We start from the raw sequence: 16,676 nt of genomic DNA, 5'->3' as shown, positions 1-16,676 counted from the left end.
TAACGAGGTCAGCCGCTGCTTCTTACTTTAATTTCGGAAAAGCAGGTCTCAAGTAGAGGATCTTTCACCATGCAGTGTCTTACCGAACTTCCACTCTCATCGGCTCGCTTTAAGAATAACAAAGTGCTTTTCTGTTCTACTCGTTTTCATTTTCACCAGGCACGATCGAGATATCAATAGCCTGTGTATCAAATGCCGTCATAGGTGCTTCTATGACTCCTGTGTCTGAGTTTACATCAGTATCATTTTCATTGTCAAGCTGTTTTGCTAAAACTTCTTTGATCACTTCATGGCTGTCAGTCACGTAGCTGGAGAATGGTTGTAAAATTTCATCCCATTCCGGACTTTTCACTTGTTCTAATTGAGACTCAAGCATCAAGCTGATACGTTGATGGAATACTCGTGTTTTTTTCTTAAGATCTTCAGTTTCTGTCGCAAGCTGTCTTGCTTTTTCTGTTGCATCTGTCAAGATTTTTCTTGCTTTTTCTTCTGCATCAGTTGTTAATTGATGTGCACGTTTTTCAGCGTTCGCAACTAACTCATCTGCTTTGTTTTGTGCAGAAGTAACGATCACTTCGGATTCCTTGCTTGCACTTGTTTTTACTTTATCAGCCGTATCTTGAGCTACGATGATTGATTGGTTCAAAGCATCTTTTAATTCATTGAAGTACTCAAGTTTTTCTTCAGAATGTTTGACTGCTTTTTCTAATTCTCGATTTCTTTGAGTCAATTCCTCATAGTCACGAACAACTAAATCTAAGAAATCATCTACTTCGTCTTGATTATATCCCCGCATTTTTGTCGGGAATGTCTTATTTTGGATATCTAATGGAGTTAAAGCCATGAGTAAACCACCTTTTTATTTTATTTACGTAATACACCGAACAGTACCCTGTACTTTTCTTTTTTCGTCTTCCCCTCAAGTTCTTGGATCTGGACTCTGCCATAACCTCTGACTGAAATAATATCTAATAGTTCAAGTACAAAATCAGGTCTTGTATTTTCTGTCCAGTTCACTTTTACTTTACCAGCTTCGATCAGCTGCTTGGACCGCTGTCTGGAAATATTATAAATCTCAGAGATCACACTGTCTAGTCGCATGGAACTAACTGTTCCTCTTTCTTGTGTCCAGCTATCTTTCGGCATAATCATTTCTGTGTATTTGATTGGTTCCAAGCGTACAGCAACCTTTCCAATCTTTGTTACTTGTGCAGCAACAAAATGATCCACCTCATTTGCAATAAATACTTGCCAGCGATCACCGTCCGAGATGATATCGCCAAAGTAAGAGCGTTTGATCCCCGTTCCCACTAAAGTTCCAAGGATTTTCCCATGACTTAGGCTGGCAAATTTGCTAGGATAATGGATTTCATACAATGCTGTTTCAAAATCTTCCTCTACAGGTTCGTAATAATCGGGGAAAATCAAACATCTTTTTCTTTCTGCCTGTTCATATCCGCCATAAAACATGAAACGCAAATCACTGCTTTGTCGAATCAGTGTTTCTAAAATATAGGATTGTCTTGGGTCAAGAAATTCGGTCAGATAGGGTGCATATTGTCCTTGAACTTGTTCAATCCAATCGCCTACCGAATCGATAAATGTACGTTCATCTGCCCGAAAGTGCTGGTATACATTTGCATCCAAAATTTCCCCCTCCTATCTATTCTGAGAATAAAGATTTTGTTGCTTCAATCAATAAACTAAATGGACAGTTATCCATATAACGATCTGTGCTAAACCTTGTACGGCTAAGTTCAATATCAGGATTGCCCCTAAAATTGTGAAATCCAAGGGTCCAATCCTCAAAGGCAGACGATCGAACAAACCGATATACGGTTCGCAGATCTTAGCTAATAATCGTCCTAGCCCTGATTGATACCCGCCTGGAAACCAAGAGAGCAATGCATATACCATCAAGATAATGCTATAGAAATAGGCTGCCCGTTGAAGTAAATGAAGTAATAGTGCAATAGTATAAATCGTAGTTCCTCCTCTTACAGATCAAACAAATTCGCATCTGCAAAAGATTGAGCGGTTGAACTGTCAATCTCCATCCCAGTCGGTGTACAAAGAAAAATCTCATCTCCAACACGTTTAATATCTCCATCTAGTGCATAAACTGTTCCTGTTAGAAAATCAACGATTCTTCTCGCTTGTTTTTCTTCTACTAAATGAAAATTCACTAAGGTTGCTTCTCCAGCAATGATTCGTTTAGCAATCGCCATAGCTTCAGAATAAGCTCTTGGTTCCATTACAGTGATTTTTCCAGCAAGATTTGCTTTAGGCTGTGTAGAGGTTCTTGAAGCTGTTCTTTCTTTCGCTACAGTTTTTGTAGGTGATTGATGTAGTTCAATTACTTTTTTCTTTTCAGCCGGCTGAATACTTTCATGCGTTACAGGACGTGAAGTCGCCGTTTTTTGTTTTTCATGAGTATTCGCAGCAGATACAGAATGAGTTGATTGATTCTGTGTTGTATTTTTTTTAGTTGGCTGTACAGCCTTTTTTGTTGTTTCAGGATAATCTTGGTATTCGTACTCTTCCTCATCAGCTAATCCGAAAAAATTAGCAATTGCTCCTCTGTTTAAAAGCGGCATTTTTGTTCCTCCTTTATTCGTCTTTGAATAGCGCTGTTCCTACACGGATAAATGTTGCACCTTCTTCAATCGCAATTTGAAAGTCTTGACTCATCCCCATACTTAATTCACTACATGGTGCATGGGCATAACCTTTTGCTTGAACAAGATCACGCAATTCTTTCAGCGTACCAAACACTTTATGGATTTGCTCATCAGAAGCTTCTTTAGGCGCCATAGTCATTAACCCAACAACCTTGATTTTTGTGCAGGCAGCTAAAGATTCCACAAACGGTAAAAGCTCATCTGGTGAAATTCCATGTTTTGATTCCTCACCAGAAACATTTACTTCAATAAAACAGGATAATTCTTTCTCTAACCGCTTCTGGATTTCTTCTGCTAATCTTAAACTGTCCAACGCATGAAAGTAATCAATTTCATTTACAATCAATTTTACCTTTCTGCGCTGTAAATTACCAATTAAATGCCACTTTATTTCAGGAAAATCAAATAAATCTTGTTTCTTTTGTAATAGTTTATCTACTCGGTTTTCTGCACAATTCATAACGCCAGCTCTAACCAATTCTTCAGCTTGAGCGGATTCAACAGATTTTGTTACAGCTACTAATGTAACTTCTTTCGGATCACGATGAACAAGAGCACACGAATCCTGAATTTCTTGCTTGATTTTCTGCAAGTTGTCAGCAATCATGTGCTCTTCCTCTCCTTTATTTTTTACGACGGAAAAACGGTGGCGTATTTAATTCATCATCGCCATGAGATTTTGTTTCTTCGCGGTTGAATGTATCAAATTCTTTTTTTTCGATATTGTCAAAATTGGAATCATCAACTCTAGGACGAACATTTTGTTCACGTCTGATATCCCAATCGCCAAAACTGTTTTCTTCTTCTGAAGAAGTTGGTTTAGCTTGATCCATATCTAATACAGTCTTTTGAGCAGGTGATTGCATTTGTGCTTGTCTAGCTGGTCGGCTAGACTTGCGTTCCTTTTTTGATTCATCGATACCTGTTGCGATGACCGTCACACGGATTTCATCGCCCATTTCTTCATTGATAGATGTACCTAGAATGATATTTACATCGCCAGTTGCTGCATTTGCTACGATATCTGAAGCATCTTGTGCTTCGAACAATGTCATATCCAAACCGCCTGTGATGTTAAGAAGTACTTGTTCAGCTCCATCAATAGATGTTTCAAGCAATGGAGAGGAGATTGCTTTTTTCGTTGCTTCTACTACGCGATCTTCTCCACTAGCCACACCGATCCCCATCAATGCTGTACCTTGGTTTTCCATCACTGTTTTCACGTCAGCAAAGTCAAGGTTAACGTAACCTGGCGCTGTGATCAAATCAGAGATACCTTGTACACCTTGTCGTAAAACATTATCTGCTTCACGGAAAGCTTCAAGCATCGGTGTCTTTTTATCTACAACTTCTAATAAACGGTTATTTGAGATAATCAATAATGTATCCACATTTTCTTTCAAACGAGCGATACCTTCTGCAGCAAAACGGCCACGTTTCGGTCCTTCGAAAGTGAATGGACGTGTTACGACACCAACAGTCAATGCGCCCAATTCTTTCGCGATACCTGCAACGATTGGTGCAGCACCTGTACCGGTTCCTCCACCCATTCCTGCAGTGATGAAAATCATATCTGCACCGTCTAAAGCTTCGCGTAAGGATTGTTCACTTTCTTCTGCCGCTTTTTGTCCAACTTCTGGCTGAGAACCAGCACCTAAACCACGAGTATATTTGGGGCCTAATTGGATAACTGTTTCAGCTTTTGAATTTTTTAATGCTTGCACGTCTGTGTTGGCTGTAATGAATTCAACACCTTTAACGTTTTCTTCAATCATTCGGTTTACAGCATTTCCACCGCCACCACCGACTCCGATGACTTTGATTACTGCGCCGTCATTGATATTATTATCAATTGAGAATTCCATATCTTATTCCTCCCAGGATGAATTAATCAAAAATATTTGTAAAGAAACCCTTGATTTTATTTTTTACATTTTCTCCGGACTCTTTTGGTTCCGGCTCATCGTAGATTGTTTCTTCAGGTGCTTCATAGCTCTCATATGTGTTTGTTGTTTCTTGTTCAACTACCATTTGACGAGCTGCTGAGGTTTCACCCGTAACAGCAATTTTTGCCAATTGATACACTTCACTCAAGTTTGCTGAATAATCCACGATACTTATTACATTTGTAAATACCGGGTTTCTCAGCCCCATGTGATTTGGAACATACAATTTTACATTTACGCCGAAGATTTCTTGTGCCAAGTCCACAACACCAGGAAGACTAGCAGCTCCGCCTGTCAATACGACGCCACCTGGCAACTCTAATGCTTCGATTTGGTCCAATGCATCTTTTGCTTTGTTGAAAATCTGTTCCATTCGAGCTGAAATAATTTCTGACAAGTAGCGTTCATCGACTTTCACTGGTTCTGACTGACCAATCACATCTACTGGAAATTCTTCATCTGGTGATGTCCGTTCTGGGTATGCATCACCGTAGTTTATTTTCAACGCTTCTGCATTGTTAAATGACGTATTTAATACAATAGAGATATCTTTAGTGACAAATTCGCCACCTTCTTGGTCAAGATTGGTAAACTTCAATTGCTTATCATGCATAACAGCCGTTGTTGTTTGGCCACCACCCATATCAATGACGATCGTACCAAAATCTTTTTCTCCGTCAGAAAGAATTGATTCAGTCAGCGCTAAAGGAGTAATCACCATTTCGTTGACGATTAATCCGGCATTTTCCACGCATTTACGTATGTTATGGATGATCGTTTTAGGTCCTGTAAACAACAGACCGTACATTTCTAATCTTACGCCGATCATTCCACGAGGATCTTTGATTCCCTCGAACCCATCGACAGTAAAATCTTGTGGCAATATTGACACGATTTGACGTTCAGGAGGTATTGAACGAACAAGGGCAGCTGAAGCCACATTTCTGACATCTTCATCGGTGATTTCCTTTGAATCTCCGTTAACTGCAATCATTCCCTGGCAATTTTCTACTTCAAGCATGTTTGCTGGCAAACCGACACTTACGCCTTTGATCTGGATACCTGCTTTTTCTTCTGCTTGTCGTACTGCTCGTTGTATCGCTTGGACCGTTTTATCGATATCAACGATAATGCCTCGGTTAATCCCTTCTGATTTTGCGTTTCCTACTCCAATAATATTCATTTGGCTGTCGATATATTCAGCCACGACAACTTTAACAGATGTCGTTCCAATATCAAGGCCTACATACATTCCTGTTTTTGCCATGAATGGGATTCCCTCCTACTTACTATTCCATATACAAGCGAACAACTAGCGTCCGTTTTAAAATATACTTATTAATAGATATATTCACTGCTTCCAATTCTACCATAAATTACTGGTTTTTAGAAAGTACATTCTTACTTTTTAAAGTTGTTTTATCAATTTTCATTTAAACTTGACGGAGTTGTACTTGGGTTATCTTCTATTTGACTTGTTTCACTTGAATCATTTGAATCAGATGATCCGTTTGTGCTAGACGATCCAGGTGTTTGTGCTTCTTGCGTTTCTGCCTCTTCACTTGATTCGTTTGTTTGATCCGCATTTTCTTCACTTTCAGTTGTTTCTTCCGATTGGCCCGATTCTTCCGTTTCTTGAGTGCTACCGTAAGGATGCGAGAAGATACCAACTTCCATGTCGATCACACCTTTTTCATCCATATCTTTGGCTACTTGCGAATAATATTTCATTTGGTTCGCAAGATTATTGATATTTACAATAACTTGATTGCCGTCATTCATATTCAATTGGATCAGATTTTTATTGCTTGCTCTTGGCGTGTACTTGATTTCAGAAATTGCTTTTTGCAATTCTGATGATAACTGATTGTATTGCTTTGTTAATTCTTTGATTTTTGCAGAGTCTTTGAACTCTTCCAAGATAGGGAGATTTTTTGTAGGATTTGCTACTTTTTCATCTAATACTGTTCCATTTTCAATCACTGGGTAGTACTGATTATTTTTTGCGATCAAAGCAATCTCTTTATATTCTGTCACATCCAAATCGAATTCATTCATCCCTTTGAAATGTATACTTGCTGTTTCGATTCTTGGCTGTGCTTTTTTAAGCCGATCGATATAAGTAGATCGATGAAAATACTGTCCCCAGACATTTTCTCCTAATGACAATTTTGTATCAGAGATGATTTTTTGGCTGTTGACTGTCTTATTGCCTGATACTGCAACTGCTTGTAATTTGCTATAAGGAGAAACATAATAGATCAAAAAAATCAGCGGTATACCCAATATAGTGATGATCAAAGCTAACCGACGAAATAGTACTTTGTGCCGTTGACTTTTTAAATTGGGCAGACGGTTCAAAAAAGAACCGTTATATGGTCCACCGTTTTTCTTTTGCTTGATCTCTTCAAAAAATTCGATTTTTTTCTCGGACTGGCTTTCTTCTTGGTGTTCCTCTTGAACCGTTTTTTCTTCTTCAGAATCTGAAAGGGGTGCATCTAATGTTATGTCTTCTTTTTTTGGCTCTTGGTTTTTCATCTCTTGTTCTGCCAGATATTTTCGGTTAGCCTTTTGCCAAGGAGTCAAATTGTTTTCATCAGAAGACGGATGAGACAATTTTTTTGGTTCTTTTTTCTTACTCACTAAGACCACCGCCTTTATTTTTTGATTATTTGTTTTACTAAGTCATAAAGACGTTTTGAAGCATCAGGGATTCCTTGTTCTTTAGAAGCTCGGCACATTTGCTTTTGCAATTCTTCATCACCCATGATTTCGTTGATTGTCTGACTTAGTGATTCACCTGTTAGTTCATTATCTGCAATCATTTTTGCTGCTCCTGCGTGAACAAGACTCATTGCATTTTTAGTCTGATGATCATTCGTAACATATGGGCTGGGAACCAACACTGCCGGTAACCCCAGAGCTGTGAATTCTGCGATCGAAGTTGCACCAGCACGCCCCACCAGCAGATCACTGGAAGCCATGACCTCTGCCATATTTTTGATATAAGGCTGGACACTAATATTTTGTATTTCAGGATTTATTTTATTTAGGATCTCTTCATAATATCTATCTCCTGAAGCATACAAAACTTGGTAAGAAGAAGGAATATATTCACTTAAAAAAACTGATACTGCTTGATTGATTTTAAGTGCTCCTTGACTACCGCCAAAAATCAAGACTGTTTTCTTTTCTGGATCCAAACCAAATGTTTTCAAAATATCTGATTTTTTAGTATCTGCTACTTCTTGTGCTCGAGGATTACCTACAAGAACTGCTTTGTTTTCAGGAAAAAAGGAAGCCGCATCTTTAAATGAAAGAGCGATCCGATCCACATATCGGCTTAAAAATTTATTGGTAACACCTGGTACACTGTTTTGTTCATGGATAATTGTTGGAATACCCATTTTGGCTGCAGCGTACACTACCGCTCCGGAAACATATCCTCCAGTACCGATAACGATATCTGGTTGAAAATCACTGAGGATTTTTTTTGCTTGACGGATACTCTTAAGAAACAATCGGACCGTCTTGATGTTATGCATGGAAATTTTTCGTTTAAATCCTTGAATCTCCAAGGTATGGAAAGGCATTCCTGTATCAGGGACGATTTTGTTTTCTAGACCTCGTTTTGCTCCCACATACATGAATTCAGCATTCGGTTCTTGAGTCTTTACATAATTGACAAAGGCAAGAGCTGGATAAATATGTCCCCCTGTTCCTCCGCCTGTAACCAAAATTTTCATTTTTTATCGCTCGCTTCTACTTTTTCTATTTTAATCGGTTCACAGCTTCCATGAATCTGTTTCCTCTAGTTTCAAAATTTGGGTATTGATCCCAGCTGGCATTCGCTGGTGATAATAAAACTACATCACCATCTGTACTGTTTTCTAATGCTAAAGGAACTGCTTGTTCTACAGAATCGGCTGTTACTATTGTCTCGATGCCTGCTTTTTTTCCAGCATCCATCAACTTTTCTTTTGTTTGGCCAAATACGACCATTGCTTTGATTCCTTTTAATGAAGGAATTAATTCATCAAATGTATTTCCTCTGTCTAATCCGCCAGCCAATAACACGACCTTAGTCGTTTCAAATCCACTTAGAGCCATTTTAGTCGCTAAAATATTGGTTGCTTTTGAATCATTATAAAATTTTCTGCCTTGGATTTCTCCTACATATTGCGTACGATGTGGTACGCCATGGAAAAAATGCAACGTTTCTCGTATAGCTTCATTTGATATACCATACAATTTTGCTACAGAAATAGCAGCTAGTGCATTTTCTACATTATGCTTACCTGGTACGCCAAGTTCAGATATTTCCATTATTTTTTCTTTTTTATAGTATATTGAGTAATCGTCAGCATACACACCGTCTTCCAACACTTCTTTTGTCGAGAAAGGCAGTACGCGTGCTTTTGTTCTTTGCGCTAATTCTTGTAGTTCTGACTGATTCCAGTTAAGGATCAGATAATCTTTTTCTGTCATGTTTTTTTGAAGGTTCCATTTAGCTTTGACATATTCTTTTCTTGTACCATGATAATCAATATGTGCTTCATAGATATTGGTAATCACTGCTATATGAGGGCGGAAATCTGTGATTCCCATGAGTTGGAAGCTAGACAATTCCATCACAATTTTATCTTCTGATTTTGCTTCTTGCGCTACACCACTTGCTGGATACCCAATATTTCCTGCTAAACGTGCAATTCCTTGATCTGCTCCTGCATTCAGTAGTAGTCCTGTCATCGTTGTTGTCGTTGTTTTTCCGTTCGTTCCTGTAATCCCAATAATTGGGCATTCCGCTACTTCGTAAGCTAGCTCAACTTCCGTAATTACCGGAATACCCATTTCTTGGGCTTTTGCTACTAAAGGATGACTGTAGGGAATCCCTGGATTTTTGACCATCAATGAAAATTCTTCATCCAACAATTCGATTGGATGACTACCTGTTATTACTTTTATCCCTAAAGAAAGCAGCTCTTGTGCTTCCGGATTTTCGTCAAAAGGTTTTCCATCATTAACGGTGACAAGTGCGCCCAATTCATGTAATAATTTGGCCGCACTTACTCCGCTTTTTGCGAGTCCTAAGACAAGCACTTTCTTATTTTCATATGTTGATATTTTTTTCATTTCCCGTCATCTCCTACCAAACGATCCATAATGTGATCAACGAAGTAACAATGCTGATCAACCAAAAAACTGTATCAATCTTCCACTCCGACCATCCGCACATTTCAAAGTGATGATGAATTGGAGACATTTTAAAAATTCGTTTTCCTGTAAGCTTAAAGGAAGTAACTTGAAGCATCACACTTGCTGTTTCCATAACATAGATCAAACCAATCAAAAGCAATGTCCATTCTTGGTTTAGCATTATAGAAATTGCCGCTAAAAGTCCGCCCAACGCTAATGAACCGACATCTCCCATAAAAATCTTGGCAGGTTTTCTGTTGTAGACGAAGAAACCCAGTAAACCTCCTAAAACACTTAAGCAAATGATTAATACATCATACTGATGCTGATGCCAAGCAATTAGACCGTAAGCTGCAAAAGAGATACTTCCTAAGCCAGCAACTAATCCATCGATGCCATCTGTCAGGTTTACCGCATTTGAAAATCCAACAAGCCAGAAGAGAGCGAAAATACCATAAATGATTCCTAAAGGTAGATCTAGTCCGAAGAAATTCAATACACCTGGATAACCTTCAGAACGGTAAACAAGATAAAAGATGATTCCCCCTAGAATCTGTCCAATCAATTTCTGCTTCGAGTTCAGTCCCATGTTTCTTTTCTTGAATATTTTTATAAAATCATCAAGAAAGCCGATTACTCCGTATAACGCTAATACAAAAAGCAAGATGAAAAGAGTAGGAGTTAGCTGTTTTTGCCAAGCTCCAACCCAAATTCCTGTCAAAATAGAGCCGATCAGAAACACTAAGCCGCCCATTGTAGGAGTTCCGGCTTTGCTATTGTGCCACTTTGGTCCCTCCTCACGAATCGCCTGACCTTGCTTTTTCATTTGAAAGTAACCAATAAATAGCGGCATTGCGGCAATCGTCATTGCACAACTGCTGACAATGGGAATCAATGCTTGTGTCCATTCCATGCTCTTTTCTCTCCTATTTCTCTTCTTATTCTTCTAAAGTAAAACTAAGTTTGTCTTCAGTGATTTTTTCATATGGAGCAAGTTCTTGTTTGACACAATAACCATCTCCATCAAAACTAACTTCAATACCGAGGATTTTCCCCAGCTTCATGATATCTGCTTTTGACCATCCTGTTACGTCAGGCATCAGCTTATCACCACCAGTATATAGGATCAGTTTTTCTCCAGAGATCAACTGATCACCGTTGGCAGTAGATTGTTTTTGTACTTTTTTACCATTACCGATCACTACAGGTTGCAGTCCACTTTTTTGAGCATCAGCTGCTGCAACGTCCGCTTCAAGATTACGATAATCGGCTACGGATACTTTTTCTGTTTTTGTTTCTGTATCTGAATCTTCTTCAGTTTCTTTAAAATCCATTGCCCGTTTCATCAATGGATTTGCGATTTTAGCCAAGGCCATTCGATCATATGTCTTAGGGTGTTTCATTGTTAGATACAAGACATAGTCTGGATCTTCAGAAGGAACCATCTCCACAATCGAATACAGGTAGGCTGTATCTCCTGTTTGATATCCCCCTGTATCAGAAGCGATTTGGGCTGTTCCGGTTTTTGCCGATACATTGTATCCAGGTACACTATATACACCATAAGCACTACCGTAGTTTTCGCTTTCGACAACATCTCTCATATATTCACGGACTTTTTCTGTTGTTTCTTTTGAAAAAGGTTGCCCTAGAACTTCTGTTTGAGTTGTTCGCTCTTCTCCAGTTTGGGGATCCACCACTTTGCTGATATATCGAGGTTGAATCATTGTACCGTTATTCGCAATAGAAGTGAAAGCTTTCATCATTTGGAAATTCGTCACACCTACCGCTTGTCCATAAGCACTCATTGCTCGGTCGACAATATTTGATGTAGGTAAAGCACCGTTTACTTCATCATCTAATCCAGAATGAGTACTTTGTCCAAATCCCAGTTTTTGTAAATAGTTATACCATCGTCCGCCTAATCGCTGTTCCAGTATGACCATCCCGACGTTACTTGACCATGAAAGAGCTTGACGCATGGTCAGCACACCTTTTTCACCAAAGTCATGGTCATTGATCGTAGCATCTTCTACTTGGATTTTTCCAGATTGGAAGGTTTCATTCTCGTTGAATTCTCCTTCTTCGATAGCAGCTGCAGTAGTGAAAACTTTCATGGTTGATCCTGGTTCATAACTATCTTGTACCAAGAAATTACGCCAGATAGCATCTTTTCCAGTCAATCCTTCCATTGTTTCAGGATTGAAAGTAGGTCGTTGTCCCATTGCCAAGATTTCTCCGGTTTTTGCTTTCATCAGGACTGCTGTCAATTCTTCTGGCTGATATTCTTCATTTACTTGATCCATCAGTGTTTCTAAATAACTTTGTAGTCTGCTGTCTAAAGTCGTGTAGATATCTTGTCCGTCGACAGCTTTTTCTTCTTCTGCCACTGTACCTGGCAGAGGATTTTGAAAATTATCTTTTTGATAAATAATCTTACCATCTTTACCGCTCAAGATATCATTGTAAGCAGACTCCAAACCTAGTTTACCAACTAAGCCATTCTCATCTTTGTCTGGAACTGCGTATCCAATAAAATGAGAAGAAAAGACGCCATTTGGATACATCCGAGCCTGATGGTCGACAAAGTAAAGACCAGCGACACCCTCTTTTTTCATGTCCGCTTCGATGTTTTGCTTGGTTTCTTGGGAGATATTTTTCCCATAGCTACCAAATTCAACTTGATACAGCTCTTTTTTTGCGCCGTCTTCTAAAATATTCAGTGCATCTTTTTTGTCTATAGAAAGATTCTTATGCAGGATTTCTGCTATTTTATCAAAATTCTTTTCTTCAACATACAGTTTTTTATCCCCAGAGGTATATGTTTTTGAGAGTATCGCTTTAATTGAATAAGAGGAGGCATCTTCTGCGAGCGCCACACCGTTACGATCATAAATCGTTCCTCTTTTTGCTTTTACTACTTCACTTCCTTGGTACAACTGTTTTGTTTTTTCAGCTAATGAGGTACCAGCAACATGACCTCCAATAACGATATACGAGAAACGGACGGCAAATAAAAAGAACAATCCAATACTCGTAGCAAATAAAATGATACCTACTTTTTTGCGATTGTTCATCGGATTTAGATTTTTCTTTTCCATAAACCGCCGAATTTTATTTTTAAGACTCATTTACTTCACTTTCCTTAAATTGTCGTCATTAATAGACAATCCTTTTTCTTCTGCGATTTGTTTAATCCGTTCAGTACGAGAAAGTTCGTTTTTTTCTTGTTCTAAACTCGTTTTTTCTTGCTTTTTATCATTGATTTCTGTTTGTATTGACGTGATTTCTTTTTCAGCTCCGCTGATATTTGTGCGCAGCATAACTGTTAAAACACATAAAGCAACAATAGCAATCGCCACGCTTGCCACAGCAATTTTTTCCAAAGCAGAAATCTGCTTCAATCGTTTTGCCGGTGATTGTGGAAGAATGATTTCTTGATTCGAAGAAGAATCAGGCATTTGTTGTTCTGGCTGATCCACCAATTCAGGTAAATCATATTCGTAATCTTGCATTTTCTTTAATTCTGCCATCATTCTACTCCTCTTTCATTCTTATTTTTTCTGCAATACGTAACTTTGCACTGCGTGATCGATTGTTTTCTGCTAGCTCTTCCTCTGAAGGAAGGATTGGTTTACGAGTAATGACTTTCAGTTCTGGTTGGAATTCGTCAGGTATGACAGGAAGTCCCGGTGGTAGATCTTGTACCGTACTATATTCTTTAAACATACTTTTGACAATTCTGTCTTCCAATGAATGGAAGGTGATTACGCTGATTCTTCCATTGACTTTCAATAACCGGATTGCCTGTTCTAAAGAGGCCTCTTCGGCACCGAGTTCGTCATTTACTGCAATCCGCACAGCTTGAAAAATTCTTTTTGCAGGATGCCCGCCTTTTCTTCTTGCGGGAGCTGGGATGACTTGTTTAATGATTTCGACAAGCTCACCAGTTGTTTGGATTGGTTTTGTTTTTCGTACTCGTTCGATTTCACGAGCAATTTGTTTGGAAAATTTCTCCTCGCCATAGCGGAAGAAAATCTTTACTAATTCATGGTAGGAATATTCATTAATTACGTGATAAGCGGATAAAGGAGCTGACTGATCCATGCGCATATCCAACGGTGCATCTTGATGATAACTAAATCCACGTTCTGCTTCATCTAGCTGAGGAGAGGAAACCCCTAGATCATACAAAATGCCGTCTACCTTATCTACATGTTCACTCAAGCGTTCTTCTAATTCTCTGAAATTCGCTTTGATAAATGTGACCATACCTTGTTCGACATAAGAAGCTAAACGCAGCTTGGCGTGATCGATTGCTTTTTGATCTTGGTCAAACGCATACAGATGCCCTTTAGAACTTAGTTGGCTTAATAAATATTCACTATGTCCGGCACCGCCGAGTGTACAGTCTACATAAACGCCATCCGGTTTGATGTTCAATCCATCTACCGTTTCTTTCAACATGACTGTATAGTGTTGAAATGTTTCAGTCATTAGTCAGCCTCTTCCTATTCTTATAGTCCGAAATCAATCATACTTTCAGCAATTTCGTCAAAGTTATCTTCTGCTGCTGCAGAAAAATCTTGCCATCGTGTCTCATCCCAAATTTCAATTCGGTTAGATACACCGATGACTACGCAACCTTTTGTCAAAGCTGCATAATTTCTTAACGTGCCGGGTATATTGATTCGTCCTTGTTTATCAAGTTCGCATTCAGTGGCAGCCGAATAGAAGAATCGCACAAAAGTACGTGCGTCTTTTTTAGCCAACGGCATTTCGTTCAATTTAGCTTCCAGATTTTCCCATTCGCTCATCGGATAGCCGAAAAGACAGCCATCCAATCCGCGTGTCAGAACAAACTTTTCGCCAAGTTCTTCACGAAGTTTTGAGGGCACGATTAAACGTCCTTTTGCATCAATATTATGTTGGAATTCACCCATCAACATTGAAAGCCCCCCATTCCTCCACTAACTAAAATTAGTCTACCACAATCCCCCACTTTCTACCACCTTTTCTGGGAAATCCGGGAACAACTTTTTTTATTCATAAACATTTTTTTAAAAATCAAGCTGCAAAAAGCCTTTTAAAAGACTTTTTACAGCTTTTCTATTTTTTTCATAGGTAAGAAAGTATGTTCACAATGATCAAGACAGCGTACAAGACGATTGTCAACAGAAAAACCAAACGCCAAGTCATCTTGAAATAACGCGGATAAATAATTTCTTCATAATAATATGCTTGAAAAACAGCAATACAAATTCCCATTAGCAAAACAGAAATAAAGAAAAACGGCAAGATAGAAATTGTCCCTGTATTTCTAGACAATGCATGCATACCGCCCCACAAAAAAGGAATCGCCAAATCAGGGGCTTTTATTTTAAAACGACGATTTAACGAAAATAATTTTACAAGAAATTGGCAACCAAACAAAACGATTACCGGGTAAATATACCAAAACAAGATAAGTGGTGTGAATGTGCCCATGAACGTAAACTCCTTTTTTATCATTGCTTCAAGTATACTGTATATACTTTACACAACTATTTCATTTTATTTAAATTTATGCAGTTATATTCTATATCTTACAAACACATTCCATGTATTCCAATTCCCTATCCGTTATAATAAAAGAAACAGGCAACAGGAGGAAAATCATGATCAAATATTTTACATTAGATAATGAGAAACTGCGTAATACCGGAAAGGAAACTGACCAAACGATCTGGTATTGTGTAGAACGTCCTAATCAAGAAGAGATTCATCAGCTGACACATCAATTTGAAATTCCGTCAGATTACATCACTTCCATATTGGATGATGCAGAAAATTCCCGTACAGAAGAATTCAATCAATCAAAGTTGACAAAGCCAGCGTTATTATTGTTACAATATCCTTTTGCTAAAACAAGTCCTAGCGGTTATTTTCAAGTGGATACATACCCGCTCTCTATCATTTTGACGCCCAAAAAGAAGCTTATCACAATTACGAATCATGAACCACTGTTTTTAAAGAAAGTCTTTAGCCAGACCTTTCCAAAAAGTGATATTTCGCCTAATCTCAATATCTTCTTTCAATTCATTTGGCAGGTCACACTCTCTTACAACAGTTATTTAGCTACGCTTCAATCTCAATGCGATACTTTGGAAGCCAAACTTCAAGTATCCACTGAAAACAAACAACTTTATCAAATCATGGATATCCAAAAAAGCCTCGTTTATTTCAGAGAAGCGACTTCTGCTAATTTAGATGCATTGAAAGAACTAGCGCAAAATAAACTTTTCCAAGAAAATCATGCTTTGAAAAATCATTTACGTGATGTATTGGTGGAAACAGAGCAGGCAATGACTACTTCTCGCATTCAATTAAAACTAGTAGAACAAATGAATCAGACTTTTTCAGCAATCGTATCGAATAATCTGAATAATATTATGAAAATTTTAACTTCTTTAACGATTATTTTAACTATACCGACAATCGTCGGCAGTATCTATGGAATGAACATTAAGTTACCTATTGCTGAAAGGGATGATGCCTTTATATGGCTAGTTCTATTAACATTATTTATTTGTATCGTAACTACCTATTATTTAAAAAAAGGGAAGTTTTTATAAAAAAGCCCTCTTGTGGAAATGGCAAAAAGATTGTACACTTGAATCAACTAATTAATGACGAGGTTGAAAACAATGCGTGAAAAAAAACAAACAAGTACTTTTGCTAAAGTAACAAAATTTGTCATTTGGACAATGCTGATTTTAACGATTGGATCTGTTGTATTGACTGCTGTAATGAGTGTCATGTAAAAATAAAATATAGCTATCAGCTGCTGAAAAGGACCTGAACCACTGCGAGG

Annotated in this window: 18 protein-coding genes; 2 read left to right on the top strand and 16 right to left on the bottom strand. The window is 38.3% G+C overall.

Features of this window, described 5'->3' with window-relative positions:
* Positions 1-136: 136 nt before the first annotated feature.
* The 16 genes from OS138_RS06630 to OS138_RS06555 all read right to left on the bottom strand — a co-directional run bounded on the left by OS138_RS06630 (position 137) and on the right by OS138_RS06555 (position 15,310).
* Positions 137-844 carry a DivIVA domain-containing protein gene (locus OS138_RS06630; RefSeq protein ID WP_002286622.1) on the bottom strand — a complete coding sequence of 236 codons (708 nt, stop codon included), beginning with the start codon at positions 842-844 and terminating at the stop codon, positions 137-139.
* Positions 845-864: 20 nt separating this feature from the next.
* Positions 865-1,647 (bottom strand): YlmH family RNA-binding protein, encoded by a 783-nt coding sequence (locus OS138_RS06625; RefSeq protein ID WP_002286624.1) that lies wholly within the window; start codon positions 1,645-1,647, stop codon positions 865-867.
* 48 nt (positions 1,648-1,695) lie between these two features.
* Complete coding sequence (locus tag OS138_RS06620) at positions 1,696-1,974, bottom strand: YggT family protein (protein ID WP_395994511.1); 279 nt, start codon at positions 1,972-1,974, stop codon at positions 1,696-1,698.
* A gap of 23 nt (positions 1,975-1,997) precedes the next feature.
* Positions 1,998-2,597 (bottom strand): cell division protein SepF, encoded by a 600-nt coding sequence (locus OS138_RS06615; RefSeq protein WP_002286627.1) that lies wholly within the window; start codon positions 2,595-2,597, stop codon positions 1,998-2,000.
* Positions 2,598-2,610: 13 nt separating this feature from the next.
* Complete coding sequence (locus OS138_RS06610; RefSeq protein ID WP_002324421.1) at positions 2,611-3,288, bottom strand: YggS family pyridoxal phosphate-dependent enzyme; 678 nt, start codon at positions 3,286-3,288, stop codon at positions 2,611-2,613.
* Positions 3,289-3,304: 16 nt separating this feature from the next.
* Positions 3,305-4,546, bottom strand: coding sequence for a cell division protein FtsZ (ftsZ, locus tag OS138_RS06605; protein WP_002286629.1), 1,242 nt, complete (start codon positions 4,544-4,546; stop codon positions 3,305-3,307).
* A gap of 22 nt (positions 4,547-4,568) precedes the next feature.
* Positions 4,569-5,894 carry a cell division protein FtsA gene (gene ftsA, locus OS138_RS06600; protein WP_002286631.1) on the bottom strand — a complete coding sequence of 442 codons (1,326 nt, stop codon included), beginning with the start codon at positions 5,892-5,894 and terminating at the stop codon, positions 4,569-4,571.
* Between the two features lie 155 nt (positions 5,895-6,049).
* Positions 6,050-7,270 carry a cell division protein FtsQ/DivIB gene (locus tag OS138_RS06595; RefSeq protein WP_127821270.1) on the bottom strand — a complete coding sequence of 407 codons (1,221 nt, stop codon included), beginning with the start codon at positions 7,268-7,270 and terminating at the stop codon, positions 6,050-6,052.
* Positions 7,271-7,284: 14 nt separating this feature from the next.
* On the bottom strand, positions 7,285-8,373 hold the full coding sequence (gene murG, locus OS138_RS06590; protein ID WP_002325465.1) for an undecaprenyldiphospho-muramoylpentapeptide beta-N-acetylglucosaminyltransferase: 1,089 nt from the start codon (positions 8,371-8,373) through the stop codon (positions 7,285-7,287).
* Between the two features lie 25 nt (positions 8,374-8,398).
* Positions 8,399-9,760: a UDP-N-acetylmuramoyl-L-alanine--D-glutamate ligase gene (gene murD, locus OS138_RS06585; RefSeq protein WP_087626507.1), complete on the bottom strand. Its 1,362-nt coding sequence runs from the start codon at positions 9,758-9,760 to the stop codon at positions 8,399-8,401.
* Between the two features lie 13 nt (positions 9,761-9,773).
* Positions 9,774-10,736 (bottom strand): phospho-N-acetylmuramoyl-pentapeptide-transferase, encoded by a 963-nt coding sequence (mraY, locus tag OS138_RS06580; RefSeq protein WP_002286639.1) that lies wholly within the window; start codon positions 10,734-10,736, stop codon positions 9,774-9,776.
* A 25-nt stretch (positions 10,737-10,761) separates the two neighbouring features.
* Positions 10,762-12,954: a penicillin-binding transpeptidase domain-containing protein gene (locus OS138_RS06575; protein WP_002286640.1), complete on the bottom strand. Its 2,193-nt coding sequence runs from the start codon at positions 12,952-12,954 to the stop codon at positions 10,762-10,764.
* On the bottom strand, positions 12,955-13,356 hold the full coding sequence (gene ftsL, locus OS138_RS06570; RefSeq protein ID WP_002294542.1) for a cell division protein FtsL: 402 nt from the start codon (positions 13,354-13,356) through the stop codon (positions 12,955-12,957).
* A gap of 4 nt (positions 13,357-13,360) precedes the next feature.
* Positions 13,361-14,320: a 16S rRNA (cytosine(1402)-N(4))-methyltransferase RsmH gene (rsmH, locus tag OS138_RS06565; RefSeq protein ID WP_002297994.1), complete on the bottom strand. Its 960-nt coding sequence runs from the start codon at positions 14,318-14,320 to the stop codon at positions 13,361-13,363.
* Between the two features lie 20 nt (positions 14,321-14,340).
* Positions 14,341-14,772, bottom strand: coding sequence for a division/cell wall cluster transcriptional repressor MraZ (gene mraZ / locus OS138_RS06560; RefSeq protein ID WP_002297995.1), 432 nt, complete (start codon positions 14,770-14,772; stop codon positions 14,341-14,343).
* A 169-nt stretch (positions 14,773-14,941) separates the two neighbouring features.
* On the bottom strand, positions 14,942-15,310 hold the full coding sequence (locus tag OS138_RS06555) for a DUF3397 domain-containing protein (RefSeq protein WP_002286647.1): 369 nt from the start codon (positions 15,308-15,310) through the stop codon (positions 14,942-14,944).
* A gap of 170 nt (positions 15,311-15,480) precedes the next feature.
* On the opposite strand from OS138_RS06555, the gene OS138_RS06550 reads away from it, so the two are divergent.
* Positions 15,481-16,437: a magnesium transporter CorA family protein gene (locus OS138_RS06550; protein WP_002286649.1), complete on the top strand. Its 957-nt coding sequence runs from the start codon at positions 15,481-15,483 to the stop codon at positions 16,435-16,437.
* Positions 16,438-16,509: 72 nt separating this feature from the next.
* Complete coding sequence (locus OS138_RS06545) at positions 16,510-16,626, top strand: DUF4044 domain-containing protein (RefSeq protein WP_002291876.1); 117 nt, start codon at positions 16,510-16,512, stop codon at positions 16,624-16,626.
* Positions 16,627-16,676: the final 50 nt, after the last annotated feature.

The sequence above is a fragment of the Enterococcus sp. E5-37 genome (assembly GCF_035726925.1).
Classification (GTDB): Bacteria; Bacillota; Bacilli; order Lactobacillales; family Enterococcaceae; genus Enterococcus_B; species Enterococcus_B faecium.
The sequence above is the reverse complement of the archived record's forward strand: the minus strand, read 5'-3'. Positions and strand labels throughout refer to the sequence as shown.

Bases quoted from the DNA above. Each gene is read 5' to 3' on its own strand.
- ftsA (WP_002286631.1), bottom strand. From the start codon at position 5,894: ATGGCAAAAACAGGAATGTATGTAGGCCTTGATATTGGAACGACATCT.
- mraY (WP_002286639.1), bottom strand. From the start codon at position 10,736: ATGGAATGGACACAAGCATTGATTCCCATTGTCAGCAGTTGTGCAATG.
- rsmH (WP_002297994.1), bottom strand. From the start codon at position 14,320: ATGACTGAAACATTTCAACACTATACAGTCATGTTGAAAGAAACGGTA.
- murD (WP_087626507.1), bottom strand. From the start codon at position 9,760: ATGAAAAAAATATCAACATATGAAAATAAGAAAGTGCTTGTCTTAGGA.
- OS138_RS06630 (WP_002286622.1), bottom strand. From the start codon at position 844: ATGGCTTTAACTCCATTAGATATCCAAAATAAGACATTCCCGACAAAA.
- murG (WP_002325465.1), bottom strand. From the start codon at position 8,373: ATGAAAATTTTGGTTACAGGCGGAGGAACAGGGGGACATATTTATCCA.
- OS138_RS06610 (WP_002324421.1), bottom strand. From the start codon at position 3,288: ATGATTGCTGACAACTTGCAGAAAATCAAGCAAGAAATTCAGGATTCG.
- ftsZ (WP_002286629.1), bottom strand. From the start codon at position 4,546: ATGGAATTCTCAATTGATAATAATATCAATGACGGCGCAGTAATCAAA.
- ftsL (WP_002294542.1), bottom strand. From the start codon at position 13,356: ATGGCAGAATTAAAGAAAATGCAAGATTACGAATATGATTTACCTGAA.
- OS138_RS06550 (WP_002286649.1), top strand. From the start codon at position 15,481: ATGATCAAATATTTTACATTAGATAATGAGAAACTGCGTAATACCGGA.
- mraZ (WP_002297995.1), bottom strand. From the start codon at position 14,772: ATGTTGATGGGTGAATTCCAACATAATATTGATGCAAAAGGACGTTTA.
- OS138_RS06575 (WP_002286640.1), bottom strand. From the start codon at position 12,954: ATGAGTCTTAAAAATAAAATTCGGCGGTTTATGGAAAAGAAAAATCTA.
- OS138_RS06545 (WP_002291876.1), top strand. From the start codon at position 16,510: ATGCGTGAAAAAAAACAAACAAGTACTTTTGCTAAAGTAACAAAATTT.
- OS138_RS06555 (WP_002286647.1), bottom strand. From the start codon at position 15,310: ATGGGCACATTCACACCACTTATCTTGTTTTGGTATATTTACCCGGTA.
- OS138_RS06615 (WP_002286627.1), bottom strand. From the start codon at position 2,597: ATGCCGCTTTTAAACAGAGGAGCAATTGCTAATTTTTTCGGATTAGCT.